The 15047-nt window shown below is 41.5% G+C and carries 13 protein-coding genes and 1 other RNA gene; 9 read left to right on the top strand and 5 right to left on the bottom strand.

The features are described from left to right. Positions 1 to 351 precede the first annotated feature (351 nt). Genes EGN73_RS20635 through EGN73_RS20620 form a run of 4 tightly spaced genes read left to right on the top strand, consistent with a single transcriptional unit; the run spans position 352 to position 4850 of the window. On the top strand, positions 352 to 1581 hold the full coding sequence (locus EGN73_RS20635; protein WP_219293867.1) for a M16 family metallopeptidase: 1230 nt from the start codon (positions 352 to 354) through the stop codon (positions 1579 to 1581). Between the two features lie 2 nt (positions 1582 to 1583). Further along, the gene (locus EGN73_RS20630; RefSeq protein WP_219293865.1) at positions 1584 to 2228 is read left to right on the top strand and encodes an O-methyltransferase; all 645 of its coding nucleotides are present in this window, start codon (positions 1584 to 1586) and stop codon (positions 2226 to 2228) included. Further along, positions 2225 to 3838: a lytic transglycosylase domain-containing protein gene (locus EGN73_RS20625; protein ID WP_219293863.1), complete on the top strand. Its 1614-nt coding sequence runs from the start codon at positions 2225 to 2227 to the stop codon at positions 3836 to 3838. The genes EGN73_RS20630 and EGN73_RS20625 overlap by 4 nt, the downstream gene beginning before the upstream one ends. Before the next feature lie 19 nt (positions 3839 to 3857). Further along, positions 3858 to 4850 (top strand): DUF3078 domain-containing protein, encoded by a 993-nt coding sequence (locus EGN73_RS20620; RefSeq protein WP_219293861.1) that lies wholly within the window; start codon positions 3858 to 3860, stop codon positions 4848 to 4850. Here EGN73_RS20620 and EGN73_RS20615 read toward each other — a convergent pair. The 3 genes from EGN73_RS20615 to EGN73_RS20605 all read right to left on the bottom strand — a co-directional run bounded on the left by EGN73_RS20615 (position 4847) and on the right by EGN73_RS20605 (position 7462). After that, positions 4847 to 5392: a DNA polymerase III subunit gamma/tau gene (locus EGN73_RS20615; protein WP_219293859.1), complete on the bottom strand. Its 546-nt coding sequence runs from the start codon at positions 5390 to 5392 to the stop codon at positions 4847 to 4849. The two genes, EGN73_RS20620 and EGN73_RS20615, sit on opposite strands and share 4 nt — an antisense overlap. 44 nt (positions 5393 to 5436) lie before the next feature. Next, positions 5437 to 6582, bottom strand: a complete 1146-nt coding sequence (locus tag EGN73_RS20610; protein WP_219293857.1) for a DNA polymerase III subunit gamma/tau — start codon at positions 6580 to 6582, stop codon at positions 5437 to 5439. A gap of 91 nt (positions 6583 to 6673) precedes the next feature. After that, positions 6674 to 7462, bottom strand: a complete 789-nt coding sequence (locus tag EGN73_RS20605; RefSeq protein WP_246611688.1) for a DUF481 domain-containing protein — start codon at positions 7460 to 7462, stop codon at positions 6674 to 6676. Between the two features lie 168 nt (positions 7463 to 7630). On the opposite strand from EGN73_RS20605, the gene ssrA reads away from it, so the two are divergent. Beyond that, positions 7631 to 8036: a transfer-messenger RNA gene (ssrA, locus tag EGN73_RS20600) on the top strand. 305 nt (positions 8037 to 8341) lie between these two features. Here the strand turns inward: ssrA and EGN73_RS20595 are convergent. Further along, a complete protein-coding gene (locus EGN73_RS20595; protein WP_219293855.1) occupies positions 8342 to 8653 on the bottom strand; it encodes a hypothetical protein in 312 nt (103 codons plus the stop codon). A gap of 307 nt (positions 8654 to 8960) precedes the next feature. On the opposite strand from EGN73_RS20595, the gene gldA reads away from it, so the two are divergent. From gldA to dnaN, 4 genes are all read left to right on the top strand, one after another. Beyond that, complete coding sequence (gene gldA, locus EGN73_RS20590; protein ID WP_219293853.1) at positions 8961 to 9869, top strand: gliding motility-associated ABC transporter ATP-binding subunit GldA; 909 nt, start codon at positions 8961 to 8963, stop codon at positions 9867 to 9869. A 3-nt stretch (positions 9870 to 9872) separates the two neighbouring features. Beyond that, complete coding sequence (gldF, locus tag EGN73_RS20585; protein ID WP_219293851.1) at positions 9873 to 10595, top strand: gliding motility-associated ABC transporter permease subunit GldF; 723 nt, start codon at positions 9873 to 9875, stop codon at positions 10593 to 10595. Continuing rightward, positions 10592 to 12274 carry a gliding motility-associated ABC transporter substrate-binding protein GldG gene (gene gldG, locus EGN73_RS20580; protein ID WP_219293849.1) on the top strand — a complete coding sequence of 561 codons (1683 nt, stop codon included), beginning with the start codon at positions 10592 to 10594 and terminating at the stop codon, positions 12272 to 12274. The genes gldF and gldG overlap by 4 nt, the downstream gene beginning before the upstream one ends. Before the next feature lie 170 nt (positions 12275 to 12444). Beyond that, positions 12445 to 13569 (top strand): DNA polymerase III subunit beta, encoded by a 1125-nt coding sequence (gene dnaN / locus EGN73_RS20575; protein ID WP_219293847.1) that lies wholly within the window; start codon positions 12445 to 12447, stop codon positions 13567 to 13569. A gap of 234 nt (positions 13570 to 13803) precedes the next feature. On the opposite strand, the gene EGN73_RS20570 is transcribed toward dnaN, so the two are convergent. Next, a complete protein-coding gene (locus tag EGN73_RS20570) occupies positions 13804 to 15000 on the bottom strand; it encodes an ATP-binding protein (RefSeq protein WP_219293845.1) in 1197 nt (398 codons plus the stop codon). Positions 15001 to 15047: the final 47 nt, after the last annotated feature.

The following is a 15047-nucleotide window of genomic DNA, read 5'->3' as shown; positions in this document are numbered from 1 at the left end:
CAAAACAGATTTAAAATTTATCATTTCAAGAAGAAACCTGGCAGATTTTTTCTTGTCATTTTCTAACCAGACAAAGTAGGACTAATCAATCACTCGATTAACTACCCTCCGCTTTCATCCTTGCCTGGATGACCAGTCGGACAGGCTTCATCCTTCATCCCTCATCCCTCATCCCTCCTCCTTTCCACAAAGATAATTTATTCTAGGAAAATGGGAGGGTTATATCCTGCGTATATGGAGATTTGTTGTAATCCCGAAAACACTTTTATTTTTGTAATTGAATCAGTTGAGGCTGCTGGGTGTTAGGTACAGAATTGGTTATTGGTTCCGTTTTATCGAAAAAAAGTTTGCATGCAGTATAATCTCAGAGAATTGCCCAATGGCATCAGAATAGTACATCAGGAGATTAAATATACCAGAATGGTTCATTGTGGTTTTGTACTCAATATAGGCAGTAGGGATGAGACCAAAGAGCAGGAGGGACTTGCACATTTTTGGGAGCACATGGCTTTCAAAGGTACAAAAAAGAGGAAGGCTTACCATATCATCAACCGTCTGGAATCAGTTGGTGGGGAGCTCAATGCTTACACCACTAAGGAGAAGATCTGTTTTTATTCCAGCACCTTAAAAGAGCACTTTTCCAAAGCATCAGAATTGCTTTGTGACATCACTTTCAACAGCATTTTTCCCAAAAAGCAAATTGAAAAGGAGAGGCAGGTGATCTTGGAGGAAATGGCAATGTACAGGGATTCCCCGGATGATTCGATTCAGGATGATTTTGATGAGCTGGTTTATGAGGGGCACGCTCTGGGGAGGAATATTCTGGGAAGAGAAGAGACTGTAAGCAGCTTTAAACAGGAGGATTTTTTTGAATTTATTTCCAGCCGCATGGATACGACCCAAGTGGTTTTTTCTGTAGTGGGCAACATCTCCTTCAAAAAAGTACTTCAGCAGGTGGAAGGTTTTCTGACATCCATTCCCCAGAAAAGGAGCCTGTACGTCAGGAGTGGGTTTTCCAATTATACACCTAAAATTAAGGTGATAGAAAAGGAAATTTCCCAATCCCATTGTGCCATAGGGAAGCCGGCCTTGTCAATGCATGATCCCCGAAGGTTCAAATTGTATCTGCTCAACAATATTCTTGGTGGTCCAAGTATGAATTCACGTCTCAATTTGGCGCTAAGGGAAAAACACGGGTATGTTTACAGTGTAGAGTCCCATTATCAGACCTATTCAGATACGGGATTTTTCGGTGTGTTTTTTGGCACAGAACCCAATACGCTCAATAGGGCCAGAAAGGCTGTTTTGCGGGAACTTGAAAAACTCAGAAACCGTAAGCTTGGCGTCATGCAACTTCACATGGCCAAAGAACAGGCAATAGGCCAAATGGCCATGGCCGAGGAAAATTATGCAGCATTGATGCTGGTTTTTGGCAAAAATCTGCTGGATAAAGGGAAAATTGATTCCTTGGATACTATCTTTGAAACCATTAGGAGTACCAGTGCAGAAGAATTGCAGGATATAGCCAATGAAGTTTACGCATTGGATGAACTGAGTTTTCTTACCTATTTACCAGTTTGATTATGGAGTTTATTTCGGAGGAATTGCTTAAGTATTGTGAAGATCACAGCAGTGAAGAGGATGAGCTGCTTTTGCATATTTCCAGAGAGACCCACGCCAAAGTGATGATGCCAAGAATGCTGTCAGGGCATTTGCAGGGAAAAACTTTGGAGCTTTTGGTGAAAATGGCAAATCCAAAAACCATTCTTGAGATCGGGACCTATACAGGATATTCAGGTATCTGTATGGCAAGGGGGCTTTCGGATGGCGGAAAGCTGATCACTTTGGATATCAATGATGAACTTGAAGGAATGGTGAGAGGTTTTTTTAAAAAATCCGGGCTTGAGGACAAAATCGATTACCGCCTGGGAAATGCGCTGGATATCATTCCGACCTTGGAGGGCAATTTTGATTTTGTCTTTATTGATGCCGATAAGGCCAATTATATCAACTACTATAATCTGGTCGTTGATAGGATAAATCCGGGTGGCATCATTTTAGCGGACAACGTACTTTGGTCCGGTAAGGTCCTTGTCAATGAAGGACAGAAAATAGATAAAGACACAAAAGTAATCCTGGAATACAACCAAATGGTGCAGGATGATCCAAGAGTAGAAAATGTATTGCTTCCTATCAGGGATGGATTAATGTTGGCAAGAAGACTATGAAAAATAATATTAAGTGTAAGTTTTCCGGACTTTTTACAATCCTGATTGTTTTTTTTGTTTCGATTTCGGCTTTGGCCCAGATTCCGCAGGTGCCCCGTGAGATACAGTTTGCAGACCTTTTGATCAAAATCAATGAGCAGGCGCGCCGGGAAATACAATTGGATGTGGATGCCCTTTACAGAAATCCTACCTATTTTAGGATGAAAGCCGACCGGGCCAGCTTGTTTATGCCTTATGTAGAAAGAGAATTGAGAAATGCAGGAGTGCCGGAAGACTTGAAGTACCTGGTGATCCAGGAATCCGGATTGATCTCAGATGCGGTTTCAACTTCCAATGCAGTGGGTTTTTGGCAGTTTAAGCAAGGTACTGCAGAAGAGGTTTTTTTGAGGGTGGACAATCAGGTAGACGAGAGAAAAAACATAGTGTCTTCCTCGAGGGGAGCTGCGCTTTACCTTAAAAAACACAATCAGGCTTTTGACAATTGGATGTGCGCCTTGGTGTCTTATCAAATGGGCCTAGGCGGTGCCAAATCCTATTTTGGTAACCAATATAACGGTAAAAAAGTAGTGGAATTGGACAGGAATTCGCATTGGTATTTCAAGAAGTTTCTGGCACACAAAGTCGCATTCGAAAATCAATTGGGCATTTTAGTCAGCCATTCAGGCCACTTAGAAGAAGCGAGAATCCAGGGGCCTACCACACTAAAAGCAATTGCTCCAAGACTGGGAGTCACTGAAGCCCATCTAAAGGAATACAATACCTGGGCTGTAAGGGGACATGTGCCCGGTGATAGGCCGTATTCGGTGATGTATGTAAGAGAAGGGATTCCACAGGCTAACCCTGCTGTAATCCAGAGAGAAGTGAGTAATCAGAATGCTGCACAGTCAAAAGTGGTGACCTCAGCTTCGTCTTACCCGAGGGTTACGGGGAATACGAATAGGGCAAGTCAGCCCAATCAGATTCAGGTCAATAACATTGATGGAGTTTTGGCAGACCAAAAAACCAGTCAGGAGAATTTTACAGATCAAATAGGTATACGGGAAAAGAGATTCAGAAGAATAAATGACCTTGACAAAGACCAACCTGTAGAAGCTGGTCAGTATTACTATACCAGGCCTAAGAAAGGGAAGGCCGAAGTGGAGCAGCATGTGGTTCAGCCTGGAGAAACCTTGTGGTCGATATCACAAATGTACGGAATCAAGCTGTCAGCTCTTAAATCCAAAAACCGTATCCGAGAGGATAGGGACCTAAGAGCAGGAATGATTTTGAATCTTCAACAGCCCAGAAAGAGGGGAGAAGACATACCTTTCGTTCCGGCTTCGGAGTATAGAAAAATCATGGCAGAGTCCAGTACTGTGCAGGAAACTCCAAGCTCATCAGCACCGGCCATAAGTGGACCTGCAGCTTCTGAGCCTGTAAGATCTCAGCCTTCAGAAAATACCTACACCTCCAATAATACAAGACAGGTAGTGCATACCGTTGCTCCGGGAGAGACATTGTTCAGACTTAGTCAGACTTATGGAGTCTCCGTGGATGACATCAAAAGATGGAACCGGCTTCCTGATAATACCATTAAAGTAGGTCAAAAAATCACTATCCAAAAACCCTAATTCCCAGCCTAGGTAAATCATGAACATCAGGGTCATTTTACTCTTTATGTTAGTTGCGCTAGCGCAATCCAAAGTGGCTTTTGCCCAGGACGAACTTATCTTGGCCGATACCCTGCTTATTAGTGGGGACACGATTATCATGTTAGGGGACTCTATTATCATCAAAGAAAAAATCAAACCTATCTACTGGGAAAGGGGAGGGAATTTCAATCTGAGTATTCAGCAAGTAAGTCTTTCCAACTGGAATGCCGGGGGGGTGAGCAATATGGCACTCAATACAGGCTTGGTCATGTTTGCCAACTACAAAAAGGACAAGATCATTTGGGACTCCAAACTGACAGCTAACTTTGGATTTAACAATCAATCGGATAGGCGCTTCCAGACCCGGAAAACCAATGATAACTTTATTTTTATCAGCAAATACGGTAGGGAACTGACAGAATCCTGGTATCTCTCTACCCAAATAGACGCCAGGACCCAGTTGCTGGCAGGGTACCGTTATTTTAGGCCTGCCGGGGCTGAAGAAGACGCAAGGAGTAAAATCTCGGACCTTCTGGCACCAGCATACATACAGTCATCCACCGGTCTCAACTACAGGAAGGAATATGACAACAAAGACAGGATATCTCTGATTGCTTCTCCTTTTACAGGGAGGTTTACGGTGGTCTTAGATGATTCCTTGAGTAATGCAGGTGCATTTGGTGTCATTCCCGGAGAGATGGTCAGGGCAGAAGCGGGTATTTCTTTCAGCTCGACCAGTGATTTTCAGATTTTGGAAAATATCCGGTGGAGAGCAGATCTTAACCTCTTCTCCAATTTCGAAAAGCTTGGGAATTTTGTAGTCAATTTCAACTCTATTGTATCCATGAAAGTCAACAGGTATATCACTACCCGTATAGAGACGATCTTGATTTATGATGAGAGTGTCTTTATTCAGCAAGATGAAGGGCCTCCCAGGCAGGCCATACAGTTACAGAACATGATCAATTTTGGGATAGGGATAGATTTCTAAAAATCAGTCTCTAGCCCAAATCTTTTCTGCAGTTCTTTGAGCGCAGGAGATTTTTCCAACAGATAAGCAAATTTGTCGGAATTCGTATAGAGTTTTCTTAAAGAAGGATCTTCGGATTCTTCAGTGATTTCGGCAGCCAGTGTAAGACTTGCATTGTTCAGTTTTTGCCTAAAAGTTTTGAGTAATTCCGGTTTTATTTTTTGAAAAGCATCTTCCTGGATTTCACCTATCAGCTTGAATGTAATGCTGTTTTCGGTGAGTTCAAATGGCTGTTTTAGTGCAGTGAGTTCAATGCTCTTTCCTCTGGATTTTAGATTTTCAATAATTTCAGAAAGTGCATTGTCTACATCCCCTTTGTCAAACTCATCATTTCCCAATTTTTCTACAACAGTGACTGCTTCTTTTTTGACTTCCTCTGAAGTAGTAGGGGCTTTCTGTTTTTCTTCGAGATTTTTTTTGGCAGCGGAGATGCTGGTGGGTATCGTAACTGTTTTTTGTACAGGAGTTTTTTTGGCAGCAAATGGGTTGGCTTCCTTAAACAAAGAAGGAGTAATGGAATCAGAGTTAGTTGGCGCCTGACTTTCAGTTAAGCTTTTTTTTTTGTCTCTTCCTGAGCTACGGCAGCCAAGGAAATGGCATGTGGCAATTTCGCCAGCTTCATCAAGGTAAGTTCTACATGAAGCCTTTGGTTTTTACTGGACTTGTACTGTATGTCACATTGGTTGCACAGAGAAAGAGCAGAAAGCAAAAAGGACATATTGGCTTGCTGGGATTGCTGGAGATATCTTTCCTTGGCACTATCCGAAACCTGTATCAGCTCTACAGTTGCCGGGTCTTTGCAGACCATCAGATCCCTAAAATGCTCCGATAGCCCTATGATAAAATTGTGTCCATCAAAGCCTTTTTTGAGAATTTCATCAAAAAGAAGAAGGACATTGCTGATGCTACCTGCAAGAAGTGATTCTACGACCTTAAAATAATAGTCATAATCGAGAATGTGCAGGTTGCTGATCGTTTCCTGATAGGTAAGTTTATTGCCAGCAGAAAAAGTAACAATCAAATCAAAGATGGATAAGGCATCCCTTAGTGCGCCATCTGCTTTAGTAGCGATCAGCCTTAGTGCTTCTTCCTCAGCCTCGATCTTTTCTTCTCCAGCGATATATTTCAGGTGCTCACAAATGTCATTGACTTGAATCCTATTGAAATCAAAAATCTGACACCTGGATAAAATCGTAGGTATGATCTTGTGTTTTTCAGTAGTGGCAAGGATAAAGATGGCATATTTCGGAGGCTCTTCCAGTGTTTTCAGGAATGCATTGAAGGCCGCAGTGGAAAGCATGTGCACCTCATCAATGATGTACACTTTGTATTGTCCTTGCTGTGGAGCGTATCTTACCTGCTCTACGAGGTTTCTGATGTCGTCCACGGAATTGTTGGAAGCGGCATCGAGTTCGTGTACATTGAATGAAGCGTTGTTGTTGAAAGCTTGACAAGAGTCACATTGGTTACAAGCTTCGAAATCGGCTGTACGGTGCTCACAATTGATGGTTTTAGCCAAAATTCTGGCACAGGTGGTTTTACCCACACCCCTTGGTCCGCAAAAAAGAAAAGCTTGGGCCAGGTGATTATTTTTGATGGCATTTTTCAAAGTGGTAGTGATATGGCCTTGGCCTACTACACTTTTGAAATTGGAAGGTCTATACTTTCTGGCTGAAACAACAAAATTTTCCATCACCGCAAGATATAAAATAATTGGAATTCTGAAGGGGGTATGGTGGCCAATCTGTTTTTATTTTTCGATAACCTATTCATTATTAAGGAAATTAAAAATCATAAGATATGCCGGTGTTGAAAGCGAAGATAAAAGGAGTGATAGGAACTATTGGCCGATCCTCATAGCTGAAATTAAAACTGTTGTTGAATGAAAACCGGTCGGAGATTTTTGTGTTGAGGTTAAAATTGCCGTTTACCCGGTTTCTGAAAGCCTGAATAGACCGGTCATAGCCCACTTGATAATAGGTGACGGTGTTGAAATCCACGTATTCATTGATGGTCCACCTTATCGAAAAGTAGTTGGAGTTTTTGATAAACTGTACATTGACAAAGTTTTCTTCAAAGGGATGAAACCAAGTCTCATTTTCATAAAGAGCGCCCAGTCCAAGGACAAAAGTCAACTTTTTGCTGTCTACAATTTTCTTCCTCAAGGTACCACCTGCAATCCACCTTGGGGCCAATCCCCTGAAGTTGTCAAATGAGTATTGTATATAAGTTTCTATGTTGTTTTTCTCCTCATAATTGAAAACGGTCCTACCGTGAATCAAGCCGAAGTTGAGGAAGTCATTATCATTGATTCTCAGGTAGTCAAAATTCGAGACGAAAATATAGGAATGTTTGCCGGGGTGGTACATGGAATTGATGTCCCATTTGTACCCAAAAAGGTTTACCGGTGCATCAGCGGCGGCACTTCGGTTGAATACATTCAGACCTGCGGTAGCTTTGATGGCCAGCGCTTTTGCAGTATCGCTCTGGATTCTGTAGCGTTCTATGTTCAGGATTTGGGAGAAAGTACTCGTAGATAGAAAAAACAGGAATAGAAATGATATCAGTCTCAAAACAGGTTCAATTTTATTTTTTGCAAAGGTTTTGAATTTTGTCTTGGTATCCAAATGCCTAAGCCAGAGCACTCAGTTAATCAATTAAACAATTACACACTTAAACAATATACTTCCCTTTTACTGAACTTTATTTCCCTTATATTTGTCGTCTTATTTGAAAACAAAGGGGCTGACCGGTTTTGACAGTAGGTGTAAGGATCGGGCTCGCATGTCAGGTGGAGTATGTACGCCTGTGAATCATTCATACGAACTATAATTGGCGAATCTAACTACGCCATGGCTGCCTAATCTATCCCTTAGGGGAAATAGATAATGCTTAAAGGGTTGAGCTTCGATAGATGCTCCCCGGCCACATCCCACTGACCGTTGCGCTGTCCGGTCAGATCCGGGGTGTCGACTCGACAGGGCTGCTCCCTGTGAGACTACTAAGCAGGGCTAAGATCAGTAGATAAGCTGTTGTCCGGTGTGTCACCCAGCAAACAGCAGTCGAAAACCCAACAGGTGACTAAACATGTAGACGGTACGGTGTTTCCCTATCTGGACGCGAGTTCGAATCTCGCCAGCTCCACTTAAAACTCCACCTCCCCCGAAACTCGCAGAGTTTCGGGGGAGGTGGAGTTTTTTAATTCAATTTTTGTCAACATGATTATCCGCTTTCTTACCAGTGGAACTTTAAAAGTGGTATAAACCTATGATTTCAAGCCAATCCCGATAAACCAGTACAAGTTATCAATGAATTTCCAATCCCAAGCCTCGGGATCGGGTTAATCTAGGCTCTTATTTAATTTGGTTAGTGGTATAATTATGGATATGCATATTTGTCAATTTCTTTCTGGTCAATTCAAAACCCAAAAGCTGACCATTTTTTAAACCTGATCAAACATCCCTAAACCTACTAGGTACACAAGTCTCGTGGCATTTGGTGATTTGGTAAAATGCACCCCGTGCTTCTTCTTCCCGCCTGGTGAGGGTGTTGGCCTCGCTAAACCAAAAACATTTTTGAATATAGCAGGACTTGGCTTCAAATTCCTCCGATAATTTTTTGATTATTTTTTCCTCAGAAAAATGCTCCCAAACCAGCTCGGTGATGCGCTGATCGATTTCTACAGGTGGCCTAAAGCTATTCCACTCAGCTGCCATGATTTTTCTGGCTTCCAATTTATCATTTTCATCAAACTCGAGATCCATGGATTTACCTGTTGTTTTGAAGGTTTAACTTAATCAAAATTTCCCTAAAACTGAAAGCATACCCGATAAGTCAAAATTGTACCTGGTCAAAGAATTATTTCCCATTCCGGGATGCCTTTTTCAATACATTTTAAATTTGGATTTTTCCGGGATGCCTGTTATATTAGCAAGCGTAAGGTTTAATATCAAAAAAGATTTTTCAGCTTATGGCTGAATCATCTTTCCATGGGGCTTCTTAGAAGCCTTTTTTAATTTATGCTCTTCCTGTTTAAAATTCTCTTTAATTTAGCGCTTCAATTCCCACTACATGTCTTTGGAGGTAAGTCAGCTTACGAAAATTTACGGCACACAAAAAGCACTCGACAATGTTTCCTTTACAGCGGAGAAAGGTCAGGTACTTGGTTTTCTCGGTCCTAATGGTGCCGGAAAGTCTACCACGATGAAGATTGCGACCGGATTTTTGGTTCCGGATTTTGGAGATGTCAAAGTAAACGGCATTTCTGTAGTTCAGCATCCCAAGAAAGTCAGCAGACTTGTAGGTTACCTTCCTGAGCATAATCCTCTTTATCTGGATATGTATGTGAAAGAATTTCTCCACTTTATTGGCGGACTTTACGGAATGAAGGGCAGATTCCTGAAAGATAGAACTGAGGAGCTGGTGGATATGTGCGGACTTCAACTTGAATCCCACAAACAGATAGGGCAACTTTCTAAAGGTTACAGGCAGCGGGTAGGCTTAGCTAAAGCGCTGATCCATGACCCGGAAGTGATCATTTTGGATGAGCCTACGACAGGTTTGGATCCCAATCAGCTGGTGGACATACGAAAGCTGATCAGGGACATCAGCCGTGACAAAACCATGATTCTGAGTACGCATGTCATGCAAGAAGTGGAAGCCATCTGCGAAAAGGTGGTCATCATTAATAAAGGCAAAATTGTAGCTGCTGACCTCTTGAAAAATCTCAAGTCTGATGGCGACAAGGTTGACCTGATCATAGAGACCGAGCAGCCCATCAAGAAGGAGTGGATGGAACACTTGGGTGAGATCAAACTTTTGGATGAAACAGGTCTATGTATTTCTCTTACCGTCACCGAACCCGTTAATGCCCGAAAGCAGGCCATTGCCCTGATCCAGGATAAAGATCTTGGCCTAGTCAGCATGCAGCAGAAGTCCCGAACGCTAGAATCAATTTTCCACCAGATTACCCAGTCCTGATTTATGAGAGCGCTTTACTGGAAAGAGATCAATGCCTTCTTCAGTAACCTCACCGGTTATTTGATTTTATCTGTTTTTTTGGTTTCCATAGGGTTGATAGTATGGGTTTTTCCTGATACTTCAGTTCTGGATTATGGTTTTGCTGATCTGGAGCCATTGTTTACCTATACACCATACGTGTTCACATTCTTGATCCCGGCCATCACTATGAAAATGATAGCCGAGGAGAGAAAAACAGGTACTTGGGAGCTTTTGATGACATCTCCTGTCAGCGGTGCCAAAATTGTGCTTTCCAAATATTTGGCATCCCTTACTTTGATTATTTTGGCCTTGGTTCCGACCTTGGTTTATTACTATAGCATTGTGCAGTTAGGTGATCCGGTAGGCAACATTGACCATGCAGGTTTTTTTGGATCATGGATTGGATTGCTCTTGATAGGTGCAGTATTTGCCTCGATAGGAATTTTGGCTTCGGCACTTACCACTCAGCAGATAGTTGCGTTTGTATTGGGAGTGTTTTTGTCATTTTTGATGTACTATGGACTTACAGCACTTGTTCAGCTCAATGCGATGAGTCCATTTGCTTTATTATTGGAGGAATTGAGTCTTAGCTTCCACTATCAAAGTATGAGCAGAGGAGTAATAGATGCCCGGAACCTAATCTATTTTCTTGGGGCGATTATTGTCAATTTGGCCATCACAGGATTGTTGATCAGAAGAAAATGAAAAACAGGAGCGATATAAATCTTTTGAAACAGATAGGCCTGCCGATGGCTGCCATATTGATTCTATGGGTTATAGGGTATTTTTTTTCATTTAGGATAGACCTGACGGAGGAAAAGAGGTTTAGCCTGCATCCCGCTTCTGAGGAAATACTGAAAGGGCTGGAAGAACCTATTGAAGTTGAGATATTATTGACCGGGAACTTGCCTGGAGGCATGCGCAGACTTCAGAGATCTATAGAGGAAACCGTCAGGACTTTCAATGCATACAGTCCATACAAGATCAGCTATTATTATCAGGACCCACTTGTCTTGCCTGCAGATATCAGAGAAGATTATATTGTAGGGCTTTCTGAATATGGTATTAATCCCACCAACCTCTTCTTGAGCGAAGATGGGGGGCAAAGGAGTAAGTTGATTTTCCCGGGAATTGTGGTGAGAAATGAGGAATATGAGACAGGTGCCTTGGTGCTTAGAGGTGAAAAGGGTATGGGGCCCGACCAAGTATTGAACCAGTCTATAGAAAACCTGGAGTTTGAACTGATTAATGCCATCAAAAAGCTCATCAGAAAACAAGAGTTTGCTGTAGGCATGCTTATGGGCAACGGAGAAATGGAGGAAGATGATGGTTTTGGGATCATAGAGGCTTTGGTGGAGGATTTTGAAGTGTATAAGATTCCTATGGAGCAGGCCCAAAAAGTAGAGGATTTGGACCCTTTCGCAGCCATATTGATTCCGGGACCAAAAGAACCCTACACAGAAAGGGAAGTATTCCTATTGGATCAGTACCTGATGAATGGAGGAAATCTGATATTTCTTATTGATGCTTTGGCTTTTGATCTGGAGCAGGCAGGAGGGGATGGGACGGTTGCCATGCCTTTTGATACTGGGCTTGATCAGATGCTTTTTCGCTATGGAATCCGTGTCAATAAGGACCTTATTCAGGACATGAATTTTGGATACCACCCTGTAATGGCAGGTAACTTTGGAGACCAGGAACAACTGGTTCCTTTGCCATGGCCCTTTTATGTCTCGGCAGGGAGAATGGCAAATCATCCGGTCACCAAAGGGCTGGATCAGGTCATGTTTCGCTTTGTGAGTACCATGGATACCGTGAAAGCTGATGGTGTCCGAAAGACACCACTTATTTTCTCTTCGGACTTTAGCCGCAAAATGGCCGCTCCGGTTAGATTGGCTTTTGAAGAAATGGCTGATGGGCCTGACCTAAATGAATTTACCTCCCAAAACCTGCCATTGCTATATTTACTGGAAGGGAATTTCACTTCTTTGTTCAAAAACAGGTTTCTTCCTGATGGAATGGATCAGGCAGGTTTTTTGGAATCGGGCTCTGAGGGAATGGTGATGGTAGCAGCCACCGGTAATCTTTTCAAAAGTCAGCTGAATTTTATGGATGGAAGTCCGCTGCCTTTGGGTGAAGATCCCTTCAGTAATGTAGAATATGCCAACAGGCAGCTCCTGATCAATAGCATCAACTACCTGTTGGAGCCCGAGGGTATCATGAGTACCAGAACGAAGCAGTTTCAGATCCGGCCTTTGAACAAAGTAAAAGTCAGAGACGAAAGGAGTAAGTGGCAATTGATCAACATAGCCGTTCCAGTTTTCATCATTGGTGTTTTGGGATTTGTCTGGACTTTCATGAGAAAAAGGCGATTTTCCCATTGATAAAAGTCAAAGGTCAGGTCCTCAGACAGAAAAGTGTGAGAAAGTAGAAATTCCCATATAAAAGAATGAAATTCAATTTGAGGTTTTTTTACTGCTAAAAGCTGCTTTTATAATTTTATTTATAAATTTACCCTGTTCAATATTTAGACAAAAACATAAGCCCTGACGATATGAAATTTATTGTTTCTTCTTCTGCACTTTTAAAGCAGCTATCTGCCATCAACGGCGTGGTTACTACCAATCCTGTTGTGCCTATTTTGGAAAACTTCCTTTTTGAAATAAAAGAAGGAGTGTTGACCATTACTGCTTCCGACCTGCAGACTTCCATGATGACTGAAATCGAGGTGGAAGCCAAGGAAGATGGAAACATTGCTGTTCCTGCAAAGATTCTGATAGAGACACTTAAAAACCTTCCAGAGCAACCTGTCAATTTCAGCATTGACCATGACACTTACAGCATTGAGATCAGTTCTGACAATGGCCGATACAAGCTTGCGGGCGAAAATGCCACTGATTTTCCTAAAATACCTACAGTAAGCAATGCTACTGCTGTGGATATGTCCACTGAAGTGTTAAGCTCAGCGATCAGCAATACCATCTTTGCAACCAGCAATGACGAACTAAGACCGGCTATGACTGGTGTTTACATCAATATGAGCAGTACCAACGCGACGTTTGTGGCTACAGATGGACACAGGTTGGTAAGATATAGAAGAGTGGACGTGGCCGCCGCCGATGAGGCTAGCCTGATCATTCCCCGCAAAGCACTTAATTTATTGAAGTCCACCCTTCCTTCTGATAATGTACCTGTTGCTGTTGAGTTCAACAGTTCCAACGCTTACTTCAAGTTCAACAGCATCAAAATGATCTGTAGGCTGATTGACGAGCGTTTCCCAGATTATGAGAATGTGATTCCGGTGGACAATCCAAATCACATGACCATTGACAGATTAGAGTTTTTGGGTTCCTTAAGGAGGATTGCCATCTATGCCAACAAAACTACCCATCAGGTAAGGTTGAAGTTGACTGGGTCAGAATTGCAGATCTCTGCTGAAGACCTTGACTTCTCCAATGAGGCCAATGAAAGACTTTCCTGTGAGCATGATGGAGAGGATATAGAAATCGGGTTCAATGCCAAGTTCTTGGTAGAAATGCTGAATAACATATCTTCAAAAGAGGTTACCCTTCAATTCTCAGCTCCAAACAGGGCCGGGCTGATCGTGCCTTCAGATACTTCAGAAAATGAAGACATCCTGATGCTTGTGATGCCGGTGATGTTGAATAATTATGTATAAAAAATGATATTGGTGGATAGTTTTTGACATCCATTGATATTATAAAAACGACTAAGTTTAAGCTTAGCTGATAAAACTTAAAGCCCCGATGAAAATTGGGGCTTTTTATCTTTAATATAGAATTAAGAAGTTTCTGCAAAGCAAGGGTTTCCGAAATAGATTTATTGGATCATATTTACCGTACGGGCAAGGTGCTTTATGATAAAAAAAACACCAATTTTCTTTGAAGATATTTCAATAAAGAAAACCAAAAAGATAAAGCGGGATTTTGTTTCCTGTTCCGTATACCATTTCATCTGCAGCAATATAGGAATCCGGAATATTGGCGATCTGATTGAAGGTTTTATTTTTTCCTCCAACCTCAAATTCAAATTGGCCATCGACCAAAAAATCTCCATTTTTGGCTGTTGTGAGGATTGACCCACTGTTTTCCAATTGATTATAAAAAAAGGTTTCTCTGACATTGCCCTGGTTTTGATTTTCTAAAGCAAGTGCATAAATAAGATTGGTATTGGCCAGGTAGATTTTATCAGGCTTATTCATCATGCTGAAGCCCTTTGAGGAGCTTCTTAAACTTTTGATCAACTTAGAAACTTCCAACATATGCAGCATCTCCAATAATCTTGGTCTTGTTGTTTCTGTTTTTTCAGCAAGCTTAGTAATATTTGGGCTGAAAGGAACGGAAGTAGAAAGCAGATAGAGAAGTCTTTTTAATTTGGTTTGTGTGCTCGTCGAAACGTCTTTTCCTTCTGGTAGATCATAATCAATGATGACATTGATCAATTGGTTGATTTTGGAGACATAATCTATTTCATCTTCCAAAAAGAAAGGGTAAGCACCCCTTTTTTTATAATGTTCAAAATGCAACATTGGATCTGGAACGGAGGAAAGAATTTGATCTGTAATCTTTGAATGGTTTTTCAAGACCTGTGTAAGTGTGAATTGTTTTAATTCGATTTTCAACTTTAGGCTCAAGTATTCTCTAAAAGATAGTTCAGGCAATTCATAATAGACCAACCTTCTGCTCAGGTCTGCCTGTGATTTTTGTAAATCCAAAATCGAAGAGCCTGATATAATCAGTTTAAGGTCAGGATAAAAGTCATAGATGTTTTTGACAGCTCTTTGCCAATTTTCATATTTATGTACTTCATCCAAAAGAAGGTTTCTGCCCCCTAACTGATAGAACCTTTCCGCTACATTTATCAAGTTTTCATGTTTGAAATACAAGTCATCTAAGCTTAGGTAAAGGGATTTTTCAAGAGGTAAATTTTCTTTTAGGTATTGAAGCATCAAAGTTGATTTGCCGGTCCCCCTAGCTCCCAAAATACAGATTGCCCTACCCTTCCAGTTGATTTTATAGTAATGGCTTCTTTTAAAATCCGTCTTTAAGGACAGTAATAAGTTCCTATACCGATTGATTAATGCTTCCATTGTATTTTCAAAGATACATAAAAATAATATTAATGTATTTTTTAAGG

Origin of the sequence: Arthrospiribacter ruber (assembly GCF_019343195.1) — a bacterium.
GTDB lineage: Bacteria > Bacteroidota > Bacteroidia > Cytophagales > Cyclobacteriaceae > Arthrospiribacter > Arthrospiribacter ruber.
The sequence above is the reverse complement of the archived record's forward strand: the minus strand, read 5'-3'. Positions and strand labels throughout refer to the sequence as shown.

Bases quoted from the DNA above. Each gene is read 5' to 3' on its own strand.
- EGN73_RS20635 (WP_219293867.1), top strand. From the start codon at position 352: ATGCAGTATAATCTCAGAGAATTGCCCAATGGCATCAGAATAGTACAT.
- EGN73_RS20630 (WP_219293865.1), top strand. From the start codon at position 1,584: ATGGAGTTTATTTCGGAGGAATTGCTTAAGTATTGTGAAGATCACAGC.
- EGN73_RS20625 (WP_219293863.1), top strand. From the start codon at position 2,225: ATGAAAAATAATATTAAGTGTAAGTTTTCCGGACTTTTTACAATCCTG.
- EGN73_RS20620 (WP_219293861.1), top strand. From the start codon at position 3,858: ATGAACATCAGGGTCATTTTACTCTTTATGTTAGTTGCGCTAGCGCAA.
- EGN73_RS20610 (WP_219293857.1), bottom strand. From the start codon at position 6,582: ATGGAAAATTTTGTTGTTTCAGCCAGAAAGTATAGACCTTCCAATTTC.
- EGN73_RS20595 (WP_219293855.1), bottom strand. From the start codon at position 8,653: ATGGATCTCGAGTTTGATGAAAATGATAAATTGGAAGCCAGAAAAATC.
- gldA (WP_219293853.1), top strand. From the start codon at position 8,961: ATGTCTTTGGAGGTAAGTCAGCTTACGAAAATTTACGGCACACAAAAA.
- gldF (WP_219293851.1), top strand. From the start codon at position 9,873: ATGAGAGCGCTTTACTGGAAAGAGATCAATGCCTTCTTCAGTAACCTC.
- gldG (WP_219293849.1), top strand. From the start codon at position 10,592: ATGAAAAACAGGAGCGATATAAATCTTTTGAAACAGATAGGCCTGCCG.
- dnaN (WP_219293847.1), top strand. From the start codon at position 12,445: ATGAAATTTATTGTTTCTTCTTCTGCACTTTTAAAGCAGCTATCTGCC.
- EGN73_RS20570 (WP_219293845.1), bottom strand. From the start codon at position 15,000: ATGGAAGCATTAATCAATCGGTATAGGAACTTATTACTGTCCTTAAAG.